General features: G+C 40.2%; 13 protein-coding genes. 11 read left to right on the top strand and 2 right to left on the bottom strand.

Annotated features, from left to right (window positions below; all coding sequences use genetic code 11):
* Nucleotides 1–114 precede the first annotated feature (114 nt).
* From Q8S11_RS03165 to Q8S11_RS03130, 8 genes are all read left to right on the top strand, one after another.
* Nucleotides 115–1032, top strand: a complete 918-nt coding sequence (locus tag Q8S11_RS03165) for a sugar phosphate isomerase/epimerase (RefSeq protein WP_305660634.1) — start codon at nucleotides 115–117, stop codon at nucleotides 1030–1032.
* 75 nt (nucleotides 1033–1107) lie between these two features.
* On the top strand, nucleotides 1108–2472 hold the full coding sequence (locus tag Q8S11_RS03160) for a Gfo/Idh/MocA family protein (RefSeq protein ID WP_305660633.1): 1365 nt from the start codon (nucleotides 1108–1110) through the stop codon (nucleotides 2470–2472).
* Between the two features lie 41 nt (nucleotides 2473–2513).
* The gene (locus tag Q8S11_RS03155; RefSeq protein WP_305660632.1) at nucleotides 2514–3578 is read left to right on the top strand and encodes a PmoA family protein; all 1065 of its coding nucleotides are present in this window, start codon (nucleotides 2514–2516) and stop codon (nucleotides 3576–3578) included.
* Between the two features lie 147 nt (nucleotides 3579–3725).
* Nucleotides 3726–4769 (top strand): Gfo/Idh/MocA family protein, encoded by a 1044-nt coding sequence (locus tag Q8S11_RS03150; RefSeq protein WP_305660631.1) that lies wholly within the window; start codon nucleotides 3726–3728, stop codon nucleotides 4767–4769.
* 44 nt (nucleotides 4770–4813) lie between these two features.
* Nucleotides 4814–6010, top strand: a complete 1197-nt coding sequence (locus Q8S11_RS03145; protein WP_305660630.1) for a S9 family peptidase — start codon at nucleotides 4814–4816, stop codon at nucleotides 6008–6010.
* Nucleotides 6011–6265: 255 nt separating this feature from the next.
* Entirely contained in the window at nucleotides 6266–7669 is a 1404-nt protein-coding gene (locus Q8S11_RS03140; RefSeq protein WP_305660629.1) for a Gfo/Idh/MocA family protein, read from the top strand.
* A 51-nt stretch (nucleotides 7670–7720) separates the two neighbouring features.
* Complete coding sequence (gene nagA, locus Q8S11_RS03135; protein WP_305660628.1) at nucleotides 7721–8908, top strand: N-acetylglucosamine-6-phosphate deacetylase; 1188 nt, start codon at nucleotides 7721–7723, stop codon at nucleotides 8906–8908.
* Nucleotides 8909–9049: 141 nt separating this feature from the next.
* Nucleotides 9050–10564, top strand: coding sequence for a tagaturonate reductase (locus Q8S11_RS03130; RefSeq protein WP_305660627.1), 1515 nt, complete (start codon nucleotides 9050–9052; stop codon nucleotides 10562–10564).
* A gap of 858 nt (nucleotides 10565–11422) precedes the next feature.
* On the opposite strand, the gene Q8S11_RS03125 is transcribed toward Q8S11_RS03130, so the two are convergent.
* Complete coding sequence (locus tag Q8S11_RS03125; RefSeq protein ID WP_305660666.1) at nucleotides 11423–13942, bottom strand: TonB-dependent receptor; 2520 nt, start codon at nucleotides 13940–13942, stop codon at nucleotides 11423–11425.
* A gap of 432 nt (nucleotides 13943–14374) precedes the next feature.
* On the opposite strand from Q8S11_RS03125, the gene Q8S11_RS03120 reads away from it, so the two are divergent.
* Nucleotides 14375–14602, top strand: coding sequence for a hypothetical protein (locus tag Q8S11_RS03120; protein WP_305660626.1), 228 nt, complete (start codon nucleotides 14375–14377; stop codon nucleotides 14600–14602).
* Nucleotides 14603–14832: 230 nt separating this feature from the next.
* On the opposite strand, the gene Q8S11_RS03115 is transcribed toward Q8S11_RS03120, so the two are convergent.
* Nucleotides 14833–15612: an HAD-IIA family hydrolase gene (locus Q8S11_RS03115; RefSeq protein WP_305660625.1), complete on the bottom strand. Its 780-nt coding sequence runs from the start codon at nucleotides 15610–15612 to the stop codon at nucleotides 14833–14835.
* Nucleotides 15613–15846: 234 nt separating this feature from the next.
* Here Q8S11_RS03115 and Q8S11_RS03110 point away from each other — a divergent pair, with 234 nt between their 5' ends.
* Nucleotides 15847–16773, top strand: a complete 927-nt coding sequence (locus Q8S11_RS03110; RefSeq protein WP_305660624.1) for a hypothetical protein — start codon at nucleotides 15847–15849, stop codon at nucleotides 16771–16773.
* A 52-nt stretch (nucleotides 16774–16825) separates the two neighbouring features.
* A complete protein-coding gene (locus tag Q8S11_RS03105) occupies nucleotides 16826–17179 on the top strand; it encodes a hypothetical protein (protein ID WP_305660623.1) in 354 nt (117 codons plus the stop codon).
* The last annotated feature ends 450 nt before the right edge of the window (nucleotides 17180–17629 follow it).

Below are 17629 nucleotides of genomic sequence, written 5' to 3'. Positions count from 1 at the left end.
TTACCTAATTATTAAATATTGTCTTTGATACGAAAATTTTAGTTTCATTTCTTTATTTGAAATCGATTAAAATATTTTAACTTATGTATACCTTAACGATACAAGCTTTTAGAAATGAATAATAATCGTAGAAATTTTATTAAGGAGAGCCTGACTGTAGGAGCCGGACTCGTAATAGGTGGTGCCGCATCTTATGCATCAAAACTTGATGCCAACAGCCACATCGATTCTGATTCAGGCTTAAATATAAAAGAATCAGCAATGAAATTTGGTCTGGTTACCTATCAGTGGGGTAAGGATTGGGATTTGCCCACTGTTATTTCCAACTGCGAGAAGACAGGTTTTCTGGGGGTAGAGCTTCGTACCCAGCATGCACATGGTGTTGAGGCCAGTCTTAACGCTACACAGCGAATCGAGGTGAAAAAAAGATTTGCTGATAGTCCGGTGACTTGTGTTGGATACGGATCGAATTTTGAATACCATAACCCTGATCAGACCATACTCCGTCAGAATATTGAACAGACTAAGGAATATATTAAGCTTTGTAAAGACATCGGGGCAAGCGGGATTAAAGTGAAGCCTAATAACCTCCCTGCCGGGGTGCCAAGAGAAAGGACCATTGCCCAGATTGCTGATTCATTGAATGAGGTTGGAAAATTTGCCGGAGATTATGGTTTAATAGTTAGAGTTGAAGCGCATGGACTAATTACACAGGAATTACCCAATATGAAAGCAATTTTTGATCAGGTAATTCAGCCCAATGTTAAAATCTGCTGGAACAGTAATCCTGTCGACCTGAATCCTCCCGGCATTGAGGGCAACTTTAATATGGTAAAACAATGGATCGGTGATACGGTACATGTTCGTGAATTAAATGCGAATGATTACCCCTATCAGAAACTTTTTAACCTTTTTGCAGGGATAAACTATAAAGGATGGATACTACTCGAAGCAAGTTCTACACCGACCGACAGGCTAAGCGCTATGAAAGAACAATTGACTGCTTTCAAAGATTTGGTTGCCAAAATATGAGATATGAGATATGAGACATGAGATAGCCATTAACATCATTCATTTAAACATAAATCAATTTAAAAATTTATAAAAATGACTCAAAGAAGAGATTTTATTAAGAAAACCCTGATAGGAAGTGCAGGCATAGCAGTTACTGGCATAGGTCTCAGTGCAAAATCCTATGGATCAATCATTGGTGCTAACGATCGGATTAATGTAGCAGTTATTGGTATTCGGGGCAGGGGTGTTTCCCATATCGATGCATGGTGTAATCTTAAAGACAGCCATAATGTACGCATCAAAACGCTGTGTGATACTGATGAGCAGTTTTTTGACCCACGTTCTAAAACCGTTTTCGATAGGACCGGGGCCACACCTTTAACCGAATGGGACATGCGTAGAGTATTGGATGATAAAGAAATTGATGCTGTATCATTTGCAACTCCGAACCATTGGCATGCACTCGGCACCATCTGGGCTTGTCAGGCAGGTAAACACGTTTATGTTGAGAAGCCATCTTCCCATAATATCTGGGAAGGTAGAAAAATGATTGAAGCTTCCCGTAAATATAATAAGCGTATTCAGGTTGGCTTTCAGAATCGCTCAATACCCAATGTGATAGAGGCAATGAAATTCCTGCATGAAGGAGGGATCGGGGAAGTTTACATGGCGCGTGGGCTTTGCATCAAACCCAGGGATTCATTTGGTATATCACCAGACAGTACTCCGCCGGCAAGCCTCCATTATGATCGTTGGTTAGGTCCGGCTCCTTCCCGTCCTTATAACGAAAAACGAGGACATTATAATTGGCATTGGTTCTGGGATACCGGTAATGGTGATACCGGAAATCAGGGTCCTCATCAATTTGATGTGGCTCGCTGGGGTCTTAATAAAAATGAACATCCTGTATCGATTTTTTCTACCGGTGGTATTTACGGTATTAATCCGGCAGAATGTGCTCAGGAAACTCCGAATACACAAATTTCTGTAGCGAAATACAAGGACGGAAAAATCCTGGAGTTTGAAACCAGGGGCAGACATTCAAATGCTGAATCAAGTTTGGGTATCAAGATCGGTAATGTATTTTATGGTAGCGAGGGATATCTTGAAATTAATGGGGGTACCTGGAAAGCTTTCAGGAAACAGGATAAGGAACCATTTGCAGGCTCAAAAGTAGCAACTGCTGAGGTCGCTTCTCTCACTGGCTCAAGTGATACAGAGCATTATATAAATTTTCTCGATGCGATCAAATCGGGTAAAGACGAGACTCTTCACTGCGATATTCTCGATGGCCATTACTCATCCGCAGTACCCTTTTTAGCCAATATTTCATATCGGCTGGGTGGACGTGAATTGAAGTTTATTGGTGATTCTGAAAGGTTTGAAAATGATCGGGAAGCTGATAAGATGCTGACCAGAGTATACCGTAGTCCTTATGTAGTCCCGTCTAAGGTTTAATTCAAACAAAATTTTTATAGTATTTATTAAAAAATAGTATAATGAAAGTAAAGTTAGCTTCAATTATAATATTCACCCTCATAATAGCCTTATCGGATAGTTCCACAGCTCAAAACCGGATTCAGAATAACAAATCACCGGTCATTAAATTCGTTAAAAATGAAGCTAAGAAGAAGGTTGATGTACTAATTGATGGAAAACTATTTTCCTCATATTGGTGGCCCGATACAGTATATAAGCCTATACTTTATCCATTGCTCAGTGCTGCCGGAACCCCGGTAACCCGTGGTTTCCCAATAAAAGCCAGAGAGGGTGAACGTCGTGATCATATACATCAGGTAGGTAACTGGTTAAATTATGGGAATGTCAATGGGATTGATTTCTGGGGGAATGGCTCTGAAGGGAAAAGAAATGTAAAAGGCGGGCAAATAAAACATATCAGTATTGAGAAGCTTTCGGGCGGTATTGGTGAAGGGACCATGCTTACTACTGCTGGCTGGATAGCTCCGGATGGTAATCAACTTATTGCAGAGCGGACTGAGTTACATTTTATTGCAAAAGGCTCAACGCGTATTATCGACCGGATCACTACCCTGACTGCCGGTGCTTTACCAGTCATTATGAAAGACACTAAAGAGGGTAGTTTTGGCATTCGTGTCGCACGACAGTTGGAATTACCATCAAAAGAAGTTGTTACTCTGACTGATGCTAATGGCCAACCAACCACTTTAAAGAAAATGTCAAATGAGGGTGTAACAGGGAACTACAGAAGCAGCGAGGGCGTAACCGGTGAGGCAGTCTGGGGTAAACGCGCAAAATGGATGGATTTGTATGGAAATATCGGTGAAGAAAAAATATCTATGGTCATTTGTGACCATCCTGAAAATCTGACTTATCCAACATACTGGCACGCCCGTGGTTATGGATTATTTGCGGCAAATCCATTTGGAGTAAAGGATTTTACCAATGGTAAAGAGGAATTAAACTATACTATCCCTGCTGGAGGATCCCTTACACTAAAATACCGGATTGTTATTAGTTCGGGATCTCATCTAAGTGATGCTGAGATCAATGCTTTTGCAGATAATTTCGCGTCTAAATATTAAGTTGTAAAAAGAACAAGGAATAAAGAACAAGGAACAAAGAATAAGGAACAAGGAACAAAGAATAAGGAACAAAGAATAAAGACTATTAACAGTTCATTTGACATTTAGTAGTATATCACTGACAACAGATAACTGACAACCAAATCAATGAGAAACTGGAATTTTGGAATAATTGGAACCGGAATGATTGCAGATATTCATGTAAAAGCAATTCAGAATATAGAAAATGCTACTCTGGTAGGCGTTTGTAGCTCTGATCCGCTTAAAGCCAGGAAGTTTGCTGAAAAATATAAATTAAAGGCATTTGCAAATTATGAAGAAATGCTTCATTCTGAAGATATTGATATTGTAACAGTTGCAACACCCAGTGGACGCCACATGGAGCCTGCCATAGAAGCCGCACGCTGTGGCAAGCATGTAATTTGCGAAAAACCCCTTGAAATTTCTTTGGAACGAATTGAGAAAATGATTGAAGCCCACAAAAAAGCCGGGACTTCTTTAGGAGGGATTTTCAATTATCGGTTTAATGATGCGGTTGCACATTTAAAGAACGCAATTGATCAGGGTCGCTTTGGTAAAATAAGCTATGCATCTGTGCATGTACCCTGGTGGAGAACTGATGAATATTACAAGAGTAGCTGGCGTGGAACCTGGAAGCTTGATGGCGGCGGGGCCTTAATGAACCAGAGTATTCATATGATCGATCTCCTTCAGTACTTGATGGGGCCTGTAGATTCTTTACATGCTTATATAGCAACAAGAGGCCATGATATAGAAGTTGAGGACACAGCAACAGCCATTGTGAAATTCAGGAATCAGGCTTTGGGCGGAATTTATGGTTCTACAGCCTCTTTCCCGGGGCAGTTTCGTCGTATAGAAATTACCGGTACCCGGGGGACTGCAATCATGGTTGAAAATGCTTTTGCTGTTTGGCAATTTGCTGATCAAACAGAAGAAGATATTAGAATTTTAAAAAGCTTTAAGGAAATTGAAGGCGGCGGCGGAGTGTCTGACCCGGCGGCAATTTCGTATCAATCACATCAAAAAAATATTGAGGCTTTTATTGCATCTGTTGAGTCAGGCCGACCTTTTGAAATCAGCGGAGATGAAGCCCGCAAAGCCGTTGAGATTATATTGGCTATTTATGAATCAGCTAAAGAAGGGAAACAAATTCATTTAAAGCATGATTAAAATATTGCAGATTGAAATTATTCTAATTAATTCACACAATTCTTATGAAGATTATAACAAATACTTTTCTAATTGTATGCGGACTGCTTTTTTCTATCGAATCTTCTGTCTCGCAGGATAAAATTTCTCAAAGGACCTCTGAGTCAATGTTATGTGTAGGGAATCATTGGACTCCTGAAGAAGGTAAATCTTTTCTCAACAGGATGGAACAGTCATATACTACATCTGCAGCCTGGAAAAATCGTGCAAAACAGATCCGGGAGCATATTTTAAAAGGAGCTGGTTTAGAGAAATATCCTAAAAAGGGGCCTCTTAATCCTGTTTTCGGCGAAAAGCGAGTTTTCGATGGTTATCAGGTGCAAAATGTCGCTTTTGAAAGTCTGCCGGGAGTATATGTCACCGGTAGTTTATATACTCCGACGAATTCAAATGGAAAGCTTCCGGGAATATTAAATGCGCATGGACATTGGACAGAACCTGGTGATGTGGGTCGGTATCGCCCCGATGCACAAAAACGTTTTGCATCTCAGGCAAGAATGGGTGCAATGGTATGGGCTTATGATGCGGTTGGATATGGGCAAATGGAGGAATTAGGGTGGATACATCAGCATCCCGAAGCATTAAAGCTGCAATTATGGAATAGTATACGTGGCATTGATTTCCTTCTTATGATGGGTGCAGACCCTGAAAAAATTGGTATGACCGGTGCATCAGGCGGAGGTACTCAGACTTTTCTGCTCGCAGCAGTTGATGATCGTATAGCTGTTTCTGCGCCGGTCGTGATGGTGTCGGCTCATTTCTTTGGCGGATGTGTTTGTGAAAGTGGTATGCCCATTCATAAAGGCCGGAATTTTCAAACCAATAATGTAGAAATTGCCGCTCTAGCAGCTCCAAGGCCAATGTTATTGGTTTCTGTTGGTGGCGATTGGACAAAGAATAATCCGGAAGTGGAATATCCGCACACAAAATATATTTATAATTTGCTGGATAAACCCGGTTTGGTAGAAAATGTGCATCTTCCAAAAGAATTTCATGGTTATGATGAAAATAAACGCGCTGCAGTTTATCCTTTCCTTGCAAAACATCTCGGACTTGATCTGACTAAGGCTATGAATCCGGATGGAACGCTGAATGAAAAGATGATTGTGATTGAAGATCAGAAAGCTCTGTATCCCTTTACTGATAAACATCCTTTCCCTGCCTCTGGTATCAGAAATAATAATGATGTTGTTTGGAAATAGCAACTGGATCAAGGAGCAACGAACAAGGAAAAAAGCCTATTTACAGTTCATTTGACATCTTTAGTATATCACAGACAACTGACAACAGACAACAGAATCAAGAATCAAGAATCAAGAGCCAAGAGCCAGGAACCAAGACTAAATCGCGTTTCATTGAGAACTAATGTTATAGAATAAATAGCAGAGAATAATGGCTATTACCAATTGATTTAACATTTAGCAGAATATCCCTGACAACAGACAACAGAACAAACCATGAAAAACAATCGCAGAAATTTTATAAAACTCGCAGGTATGGCGGGCATAGGTTTAACTGGTGCAGGCATTCTGCCTGCCTATGCCGATAAAAGGGAAGGGCCTGTTCAGAATCCGGTTCAGAAATTCAACATGTCGGGCTATGCAGCACCTAAAATAGATACCGTTCGTATTGGTATTATTGGTACAGGTAACCGGGGAACAGGAGCTGTAGTAAGGATCAGTAAGATCGGTAATGTAGAAATCAAGGCCCTATGCGATATAAGGCCCGAAAAAGTCAATGCTGCTAAAAAACGACTCGAGGGTACTGGCCAGAATCCGGCTGTTTACGTTGGTAATTCAGAGGAGTGGAAGAAAATATGCGAACGGGATGATATTGATCTGATATACGTCACCACTCCATGGCACCTGCATACCCCAATGGCGGTTTATGCAATGGATCATGGAAAACATGTATGTGTAGAGGTGCCCGCAGCCACTACAGTTGAAGAATGCTGGCAATTAGTAGAAACCTCAGAAAGAACCCGCAAGCATTGCATGATGCTGGAAAACACATGTTATGATTTTTTTGAGATGTTGACACTGAATATGGCTCGCCAGGGATTCTTTGGAGAAATTATTCATGCTGAAGGGGCATATATTCATGATCTGCTGGCTTCTAATTTTAACAAAAATGCATACTGGGATATGTGGCGTCTCAAACAGAATGCTAGCAGGAATGGCTCTCTTTATCCAACGCATGGTTTAGGCCCTGTCTGTCAGGTAATGAACATCAACAGGGGTGATAAAATGGATTACCTGGTATCGGTATCAGGGAAGGATTTCATGATGGGTGATATGGCTAAAAAACTGGCGTCAAAAGACGATTTTTTTAAACCCTTTGTTGATAAACCATTCCGGGGTAATATGAATACGACCACTATCCGTACCAATCAGGGCCGGACAATCATGATTCAGCATGATGTAACCTCTCCCCGTCCATATTCGCGAATTCACCTGGTAAGCGGAACTAAAGGTACAGCACTAAAATATCCTGAACCCGGCCGGATCTCTACCAGTCATGAAGGATGGCTTTCTGAGCAGGAGTTTAAATCACTGGAAGAGAAATACAAACCCGCAATTGTCCGGAAAATAGGAGAGCTGGCTAAGCGGGTTGGGGGGCATGGTGGTATGGACTTCTTAATGGATTGGCGTACCATAGACTGCCTTCGGAATGGTTTGCCGCTCGATCAGGATGTGTATGATGCAGCACTCTGGAGCTCCATTTTCCCCTTGAGTGAACTCTCTGTCAACAACCGTTCAAATTCAATTGATGTGCCTGATTTTACTTCCGGGGCCTGGAAAAATAATAAGCCAATTGACATATCACTATTAAAGGGAGGAAATACTAAGGTTAAAATTTAACCGTATTAGCTCAGTCACGTAACAATAGTTTTAAATATCGAATTTTCTGATATGAATTTACAGAAATTAAAAATCTTCAATGGTAAAATCCTTACTCCTTACCGAATGATCCCTCAGGGAACAGTACTGATAACTGATGGTATTATCACGGAGGTAAAAGAAGGAGATATTGAAGTAAGTGATGCAATTGAAATCAATGCAAACGGAAATTATATTTCTCCGGGTTTTATTGATATTCATGTGCATGGGGGTGGAGGGCATGATTTCATGGATGGAAGCGAAACAGCCTTTCTCAAGGCAGCAGAAACACATGCCAGATATGGAACCACAGCCATGTCGCCAACTACATTGACGAGTGAGAAAAAAGATCTGCTTCATACCCTTGAGTTATACGACAAGGCAAATAAAAAGAATATCAATGGTTCACAATTCCTGGGAATGCATTTGGAGGGGCCTTATTTTGCTATGAATCAACGCGGAGCTCAGGATCCCCGATATATTCGTGATCCTGATCCTGAGGAATATATGGACGTGATAGCAAGTTCAAATTCGATCAAACGCTGGAGCGCAGCACCCGAACTTAAAGGGGCTATACCATTTGCCAGGTACCTCATTTCAAAAGGTATCCTTCCCGCATTAGCACATACTGACGCGATTTATGAGGAAGTACTTGAAGGATTCGAAAACGGTTATACTCTGGCAACCCATCTTTATTCGGGGATGTCGGGGGTGAGCAGAAGAAATGCTTTCCGTTATGCAGGTGCAATAGAGAGTGCATTTTTGATTGATGAAATGGATGTAGAAATTATTGCGGATGGAATCCATCTCCCTGCACCGCTGCTGAAACTTATTTATAAGATCAAGGGCCCGGATAGAATTGCGCTGATCACCGATGCAATTCGCGGGGCAAGTATGCCCGAAGGTGACAGTATAATAGGTAATTTGTACACGGGTTTAAAGGTCATCATAGAGGATGGAGTAGCTAAATTACCTGATCGTACTTGTTTCGCCGGGAGCGTTGCCACTACCGATCGTCTGGTAAGAAATATGATCAATATGGCGGATGTTCCGCTTCTTGAGGCAGTCAGAATGATGAGCAGTACACCCGCAAGAATTATGAATGTAGCTGATAAAAAAGGCTCACTTGTAAAAGGGAAAGATGCAGATATCGTCATCTTTGACAAAGATATTAATGTTCAGACCACCATTATACAAGGTAGGGTAGTATACGGGCCGTGAGCTATCGGCCATAGGCGAAATTCTGAATAAAATCAATAATTTGATCACATGTCTCATATCTCACATCCCATATCTCCTGTCTAGATTAATGCTATCTGATGTTTGACTTAACAGTTAATTGTGTGAGAAATATAAAATACTATGAAATTAAATAAAGAGAATCTGGGGAAGATAGATGCTTCTCTAAATACAGAGATAAACCGTATTCAGCTTCCCGAAAAAGTCCTTCAGTTTGGAACCGGTGTATTGCTGCGCGCATTGCCAGACTACTTTATAGATAAAGCTAATCGAAGGGGGATATTTAATGGCCGGGTGGTTCTAATTAAATCAACTGACAGGGGTGATACCAATGATTTTAATGAACAGGATTCCCTTTACACCATCGGAATCCGTGGAGTAGATGGAGATAATAAAGTAGAACTGAATATTATTAATTCTGCGATTAGCAGGGTACTAAGTGCTAAAACTGAATGGCAGAAAATACTTGATGTGGCTGCTTCAGAAACATTGGAAATAATTATTTCAAATACAACTGAACTAGGTATTGAACTTATCCGGGAGGATATTCAAAAGGGCACGCCGGTATCTTATCCCGGAAAACTTCTGGCTATTTTGTATCACAGGTACAAAGTATTTAATGCTGACGAGAATAAGGGCTTGATCATTCTTCCTACTGAATTAATCACAGATAATGGCATAAAACTCAGGAACATCCTGTTCGAACTGGCAGAGCACAATAAGCTGGAACCGGAATTTATAAAATGGCTGGGATTTAATACTTTTTGCAATACGCTGGTCGACAGGATTGTTCCCGGAAAGCCGGATGAAAATACCCTGAAAAGGTTGGAGCAGGAGCTTGGATATCGGGATGAGTTGTTTGTTTTTTCTGAGGTATACTCCTTATGGGCAATCGAAGGTGATGAGCGTATCAGGAAGATCCTGTCTTTTGAACAGGCTGATGAAGGGGTAATTATTGCTTCGGACATAACTATGTATAAGGAATTGAAGCTGAGGCTGCTTAACGGGACACATACATTGAGCTGTGCTGCTGCATTTCTTTCCGGACTTGGGACAGTATGTGATGCTATGGAAGATTCAGTGATGTCGGGATTTATCTCTTCCCTTATGCAGGATGAGTTGGCACGGGCCATACCATATCCTGTTGCAAGAGAACAGGCGCTGCAGTTTTCGGCTAAGGTTCTCGATAGATTTCGTAATCCGCACATCAGGCATCAGTGGCTTAGCATCAGCGTAAATTATTCAATGAAGTTAAAAATGCGTGTAATCCCTGTGCTACTAAACTATTATAAGAATTATCAGAGTGTTCCTAAATTTATCGCTGTTGGTTTCGCAGCCTACCTGCGTTTTATGCAGACAGAAGAATTGAATGGGGCATATTACGGAAGCTCTAATAATATGCGCTACCAGGTAGATGATGAATGGGCTTCATACTACTCCGGTCTATGGAAAGAATACGATGTCAATGAAATGGTACTACGTGCACTCTCAAATACTGAACTATGGGATGTTGATTTATCCCAATTGCCTGCATTTGTTGAGACAGTACAAGACAGTCTTCGGAATATTATGGAGGTCGGAACCAGGAAAACAATTGAAATGATGAATAGGGATTATACGGAGACGAACCCTGCATAATTAAACTATATAAAGCAGGTCGAAATAATGCGGTTGGAATCTAATGGAAAAACTACGGCAGAACATGGAACTGCGACGACCGAAGAGGCAATGACCTTGCTTTTTAAAGCAAGAGAAAATTATTCAACTTAAACGTTCTCTTGAGTTCCACTTATTAATTGACGGATAAAGTTTCGATAATTTCACACTCTTATCGTCACAGGTAAACCGCCATTTTATTTTAGCCTTTTTAGTATTTCAATGCGTTAGTCAAAGTATTATGAAATTACGATAGCACGGTCGCTCAATAGGCTCCAGCTTTAGCTGGAGCTAATAAGTTTGTTCGTTTTCGGGCTTCAGCCCAAAATTCAGCAATAGGTGAGGAAAATTAGATTGGGCTTCAGCCCGATTGATAGAACATTAAGCTCCTCTGATTTGATTGAACCCCGGTTTTTTAATAAAAGCCTTGTATTCTTCTTCAAATGATTTTTTCTGATGATGCCATTCCTGATTTTTAATATATTCTCTTACCATAAAATTCGGATTATGGAATAGTAGATAAGGCGTATTTATTGACATTTTGGCGCTGAAGCACCAGGATTTGTTCCGTTCTGTTCGCTTAGGTTTTGGGCTGAAGCCCGTCCCGAAAACCGGATCAATATCCGGAGCTAAAGCACCGGGCTATTCAGTTATACGGTAAAGTATTTATGACAAGACACTAATAAGATTTTATATCAAACTCGCCTTATCTTGATTTGAATTGTAAAGGCCTTGATTTATACATTCTGAATTAGTTTCCTTATTAGTTAAGAATGAATTGATATTCCATAAAAAAGCCCCACAAACAAATTGTGGGGCTTTTAAAATATTCAATTGTATTTATAATGCAAATCTTAGCGTTAGTCCATAGGTTCTGGGATCACCCAGTACACCTGCATAATGACCAGCGTTACCACCAGCAGGCAGCAATTGTTCGAAATAGTCCTTATTCAACAAGTTTCGTCCCCATACATAGGCAGAGAAGCCCTTGGTGGCTTTATATCCAATTCTCCCATTGATAAGTGCATAGCCATCAATATTCAGAAATGCAGAAGGTGATGGACTTGAAGAGAAGGAGGACCGGAAATACCCATCCAATGCGGTAAAGAATTTCGATTCTTTATTAAAAAACTTTGCAGGTGTCGCGTACTCGCCACCTAATGATCCTGCCCATTTTGAAATTCCCGGAAGATCGCCTCCTGAAATATCCTTAAATGCGACCTGAACTCCATTCAAAGTTAAACCTGTTTCTTCTAGTGGAAGTGGTGCATTTGTGAACTTAACATAAGTTGCCTCAGTATAGGCAGCTGCGCCATAAAAGGAGAAATAATTGCTGGCTTTTAAACTGAGGTCCAGTTCTGCACCTTTTACATTCACTTTCTCGGCATTGGCGATATAGCCACGGTTTACACCTAATTGAGGTGATTGAACATTCGTCTGGTAATCTTTGATATCTGAATTATGGAAAGTTAGATTCAAGGTTAAATTGTCTGCCGGTGTGCTTTTTAAGCCAAGTTCATAATGTTTTGTGTCTTCCGGTTTAATTACAGCAAGATCAGTTGCGGCTGCCCCATTAACAGTAGGCAGACCGGCTACGTTAACCCCAACCGGTTTAAAGCTTGTTGAATAAGTAGCAAAAGCATTAAGACGTCTGTTTGGTCTGTATGATGCGGTAAGTGAATAGGTAAAATTCCGTTCATCTGCGCTGGCAAGGTATGACTGATCACTATAAACTCCGGTTTTAATCGCTAATAATGCGGCATCCGTAGTTTGTAATCCACCTCTGGCAACCCGTTTGTAGTCTACATCTTTATTGTCGTAATTAAAACGAATCCCCGGTAATATATGGAAGCCATTTGCAATCTCCCAGTCGATACTTGCAAATGCTGCAGCACTTTGGGATTTAATAGAAGCATTAGTATAGATTCCATAACCTTCCAAAAGTCCAGGTGTTCTCCATAAGGCACTGGTTGAGCTTTGGGAAAAACGCCATTGAGCCGTTCCTGACTCTTCTGTTCCATTGATTTTTACTTCCTGATCTATGTAAAATAGGCCTACCACGCCGCTTAGTTTTTCAGTCAGCTGACCCGCATAACGAACTTCCTGCGACCAGTTACTATGTTCTGCTGGATTTTGAGATTTTGCCAATGCCTGCAATCCGGTAAAATCCCTGTCATTTGACGGATCCCAGTTCCAATACCGCCATGCAGTAGTAGAAGTTAGTGTTCCGGGACCTAGTTTTGTCTCGGCATTTAATGAAACACCACCCAATTCATTGCCGGAATTCCATGGAGTATCATGATCAATCTTACGGTCGAATGCCTTCCTGCTTGGAAGTGTATAATTAAGATCAGAAATGATTGCATCGAACTGTCGATAAGCCGGACGTTTTGTTGTCACTACTCCGGCAATTACCTGAGCATAACCATCGGGCTGCTGATCGGATGCGTCCGCTGCAAGGGTGATGAAGGTGTTGTCATTCGGTTTAAACAACAATTGTCCCCGAAAGCCAAGGTTGTTGATATCATTAGTGAATTTACCTGTACGTACGTTCTCAATAACCCCATTACGCTGAGTGCCTGAAAAGGAGAGACGTGCTGCAAGTTTCTTACTTAAAGGTCCTGTAACAGAAGCCTTGGCCTGGATAAATCCATAATTTCCGAAGCTGGTTTCAAAGCTATAATCTGGGGTAAAGCTAGGTTTACGGGTCACGATATTAAAGGCACCAGCACTGGTATTCTTGCCGAATAAAGTTCCTTGAGGACCGCGTAATACTTCGATACGATCAATATCTATAAAATCAAGGGTGGCTGCTGCCGGACGTGCATAATATACCCCGTCAACATAATACCCCACACCAGGGTCGAGGCCATCATTTGTAAGACCAAAGGGTGAACCAATCCCCCGAATGTTCACTCCTGTATTTCTTGGATTGGAAGTATACATCTGAACGGACGGAATTAGTTCTTTTACTCTGCCTACGTTGAATGAACCCGATTCTTCAATCTGGGCCCTGCCTACTACCGAAATCGGAATTGGGACATCCTGCAAAACCTCTGAACGGCGTCTGGAAGTAACTACTATTTCTTCCAGAAGCGCATCATCTACAAGAGTTAGCTGCAGTGGTGTGCTTTCAAATTTCAAAATCTGAAAATCTTGTGGCTTAAAACCAACGAAAGAAGCTCTGATAAAAAATGGTGGCTCCTGGTTTACACTCAGCCTGAACTGACCAATAGAATCTGCTTTAGTCAAAATGCTGGTTCCTCTAATTGCTATAGTTGCTCCAGCCAAAGGCTGGCCTTGAGTGTCTTTTACTAAACCTACAACTACATGCTGGGCATATGTAGATAGGCTTTGAATCAGAAAAATTGTTAAAAAAAAAAATTTAATTTATACGAAAAATGTTTCATTTTATGATAATTTATAGGATTTGATAAAGGGTTAAATAGAGAATAGTGGAGATGTTTTTATCAGCAGCAACATCGGTTCACCTGGATGTTTGATAAGGAAGGAAAGATTGAATGGGCAATTCGGTTAATGATTACTGTTTTTTTCATTTCACTTTTTGTAAAAGCTTTGGTTATTATTTTGAATTCAAAGTGCAATGATAATTAAATTCTACTAAATCCATAGACTTTATATATTTAATTTAATAATTTATTTTAATGAGCTGCAGTTTAGATAGTAAATGTGATAGTTATTGAGGCCAGTGATCCGGGAGGGGACTTTATGGAACATCTGGTTCTTAATGTGCAGTTTTAAGATATCTCTGTTAAGGCCACAAAAAAATTAATGATGCCCGCGGCACTGAGTTCGGCTATAGATTATTTTAGGCAGAATTACCATTATATCAATCAGGCAGGAGAACTAGCCTTTCTCAGAATTGTGCGTGCTCAGCTGCATCAGCTTACAAGCCAGACTTATCTCAATATGGAATCTTCCAGGGAGCGTTATAAGAATTTGCAGGAACAAAGGGAAGCTTTCGCTGAATCCTTCAGAACTATGGAGAATACGATTTAATGCCTGAGGTATAAACCCGGTGGATATCTGCTGTCGAAAAATAAATTGACGGGCGAATCAGCATCTGGTAAAAAGACTTTATAATTTTAATTGGAGAAAGAAAATTCCCGATTTCTAAAAGGGCAAATCAATTTATGAAGCCGGTTTAATTGATTTTGGCAGAAAACACGCCTTCTCATACCTGATACCTAACACCTCATACTTCATACCTCTTACCTCATACTTCTACCTCACCCTTCCCACCACCTCAATGGCAGCTCAATCTTATCAATAGAACTGCTTATTAAATCAGGTTTGAAGGCATAGTTGGATAAATCCTCCTTTTGGGCGATACCTGAGAGCACCAGAATTGTTTTGTATCCCATTTGAACACCTCCCTGTATATCGGTTTCCATGGTATCACCTATCACCGTTGTGCCACCGGTTTCCAGGCCTAAATATTTTCGGGCTGATCGCATCATCACCGGACTCGGTTTTCCGGTAACGAAAGCTTTCCTGCCCGTTGCCTCTTCAATCATTGCTGTGGTAGCTGCGATGCCCAAATTATTCCATCCCGGTTTTTTGGGTGAAGGATCGCGGTTAGTCGTAATAAATTTAGCACCTGCCAGAATCATATCTACGGCACGCTGGACCATTTCTAATGTAAAATTCCGGCCTTCACCCAATACCACAAATTCCGGATCAGTGTTTACCAGGGTAATTCCGTTTTCATGTAAACTTGCCAGTAGTCCTCCTTCGCCCAATACATAGGCTGTTCCATGGGAACCCTGATCACCAAGGAATTTACCGGTCGCCATTGCACTGGTATAAACATGATCTACAGTTACATCAATTCCTAGATGTTTTAGCTTACGTACAACCTCAAGCCTGGTACGCTGGCTGTTATTGGTCATAAATGTAAACGGGATATCGTTCTTTATTAAATTATTTATAAATTTGTCGGCTCCTTCTATTAGTAATTCACCACTGTAAATTACTCCGTCCATATCTATTAAAAGGCCCTGTTTCATAAGAATTGATTTTGATTCAAATTTGCATAAAGTATTTGTTAATGGGGGGATTAATTTGAAGAAGGGGGGTTGGAATCTGGTTCTGGTAATTTGGAACTGCTATACTTTTGTGCCAGGAAATCATCGTGAGAATCGTTCTACGAGAGAAACCCTTTTATTATCTTAGCTGAGTAAGTTCTTTGGATACAGAGATATAAACTTAAAAAAATTGATTTGTCAAATCATAATTTATAAATGTCAGTTCTGTACTTGCCTAATAGTTTTTCAGATAATTTTGGAGACCCAATACAAAAGGTTTTCAATCTCGTAAACGATATAAACAGTATATCTTCAGATGAACCAATTATCCTGAATTACGATAATGCCCGTTTTACCCATCCATTTTTTTCGATGGCAATACCCTTGATCATTAAACAAAATGAACGAATTGGAAGGGCAGTTGAGTTACAGCATAATTTTTCCCGACAACTTACGAAAGAGTATATGAAGCATATAAATTTCCCAAAGGGAATTGATCCCGGTATTTTACCCCAGGGTCGATTTCCTGAGTATTTAGCTGCTTTTAGAGCAAAAACTTATCTGCCAATAATAAATTTTCCAACAGGCGATGGCTATGAGATAACCCAGGTTCGTGATCATTTTCTTAGTGCTATTAATCAATTACTGATGGAAATTTGTGGTTTAAAGTCACATATGACAACCGCATTAATGTACTTAATTGATGAGGCCGTCAATAATGTATTACATCATGCTCACGATGATAAAGGCTATCTTCTGGCACAATTTTATCAGTCAAAAGGATACATTGATATCGTTATTGCGGATATAGGACGAACACTTTTAGAATCTTATCAAAGTTTAGAAAGATATCAGATGATTCTTAGTAACAAAGATGCAATGGAGGCTGCCCTGGCTGGTAAATCTACCAAGAGTGGGAATGTTGACAGGGGGTTTGGAATAAGTACTTCAAAGGATATGCTTACAAAAGGGCTAAACGGGAAGTACTTTTTGTGGTCTGGCAACGTTATTAATATTCATACCTCAGAAAGAAATGAAGTAGTTGACCTTTCTGAAACAATTAACTGGCAGGGAGTGTATTTATGTTTGAGAATCCCGGTTGTTTCAAAACCAGGATTTAATCCTTACGATTACATTAGCTAATTGTCAAAAGATATTTATATTTATTACCTTTGCATTTAAGAAGGGAGATGTTATGATTACATCAGAAATAAGAGTAAACACTATTTTTCCATCTACACTTGACACCAGAGAGGGTGCAACTCAACTCGCTCAACTCATCAGAGAACAATTAGCTGATAATACCAGAGTGGATGTAGATTTCAAAGACATCATATTTATGTCAAGATCTTTTGCGGATCAGTTCCACAAAGATATTATGGCAGGTGATTCGGTGGATATAGTAATAAAGAATGCCGATTTAGGCATTATTGAGATGCTCAAGGCAGTGTCTCAAACTCAAAATAAAAGAAAGCCGGTTAAAAAATCTTACCAGGTGCTTTCATTTAATAATTTAGATATGCTAAGCGATTATTCGTTTGCATGGTAATTAGCTTTAGCTAAAATATCAGCCCCTGATTTAATCCGGGACTTTTTTTATGCCCGAAAAATTTCTTGCCCTTAAATGTTAATTTAATAACAAGCCTAATATATTACTGTTCGCGATATTAGGCCTATTACATCTTCTGCCCCAATAAAAGCCAATCTAAACCTGCATCATCTAATGGTAGTGTCAGCAATAAAGGCAAAGTACTTTGGTGATGACAATGAATTATAGTAATTCCTTTTTTTTTGTAAAACAAACTTTCGTCATGCACATCATATTTTCACATATCGGTAAGCAATTAGCCACCCGCAGTGGAGATTCCGGAGATGCTGACCCCGTACCGGGGATACTGACCCCCTTTAATATGACTTTGGCCTTATGATCTGAAGGCCTGACAATTTTACCTTTTTTTTCTTAGACTTTCACCCATAAGTTCTATTCTGTGTGCGGTAT

It is taken from the genome of Daejeonella sp. (assembly GCF_030695525.1).
Lineage (GTDB): Bacteria > Bacteroidota > Bacteroidia > Sphingobacteriales > Sphingobacteriaceae > Daejeonella.
The sequence above is the reverse complement of the archived record's forward strand: the minus strand, read 5'-3'. Positions and strand labels throughout refer to the sequence as shown.

Excerpts from the sequence above, each read along its gene's own strand:
- Q8S11_RS03165 (WP_305660634.1), top strand. The coding sequence starts at position 115 with ATGAATAATAATCGTAGAAATTTTATTAAGGAGAGCCTGACTGTAGGA.
- Q8S11_RS03160 (WP_305660633.1), top strand. The coding sequence starts at position 1,108 with ATGACTCAAAGAAGAGATTTTATTAAGAAAACCCTGATAGGAAGTGCA.
- Q8S11_RS03155 (WP_305660632.1), top strand. The coding sequence starts at position 2,514 with ATGAAAGTAAAGTTAGCTTCAATTATAATATTCACCCTCATAATAGCC.
- Q8S11_RS03150 (WP_305660631.1), top strand. The coding sequence starts at position 3,726 with ATGAGAAACTGGAATTTTGGAATAATTGGAACCGGAATGATTGCAGAT.
- Q8S11_RS03145 (WP_305660630.1), top strand. The coding sequence starts at position 4,814 with ATGAAGATTATAACAAATACTTTTCTAATTGTATGCGGACTGCTTTTT.
- Q8S11_RS03140 (WP_305660629.1), top strand. The coding sequence starts at position 6,266 with ATGAAAAACAATCGCAGAAATTTTATAAAACTCGCAGGTATGGCGGGC.
- nagA (WP_305660628.1), top strand. The coding sequence starts at position 7,721 with ATGAATTTACAGAAATTAAAAATCTTCAATGGTAAAATCCTTACTCCT.
- Q8S11_RS03130 (WP_305660627.1), top strand. The coding sequence starts at position 9,050 with ATGAAATTAAATAAAGAGAATCTGGGGAAGATAGATGCTTCTCTAAAT.
- Q8S11_RS03120 (WP_305660626.1), top strand. The coding sequence starts at position 14,375 with ATGATGCCCGCGGCACTGAGTTCGGCTATAGATTATTTTAGGCAGAAT.
- Q8S11_RS03115 (WP_305660625.1), bottom strand. The coding sequence starts at position 15,612 with ATGAAACAGGGCCTTTTAATAGATATGGACGGAGTAATTTACAGTGGT.
- Q8S11_RS03110 (WP_305660624.1), top strand. The coding sequence starts at position 15,847 with ATGTCAGTTCTGTACTTGCCTAATAGTTTTTCAGATAATTTTGGAGAC.
- Q8S11_RS03105 (WP_305660623.1), top strand. The coding sequence starts at position 16,826 with ATGATTACATCAGAAATAAGAGTAAACACTATTTTTCCATCTACACTT.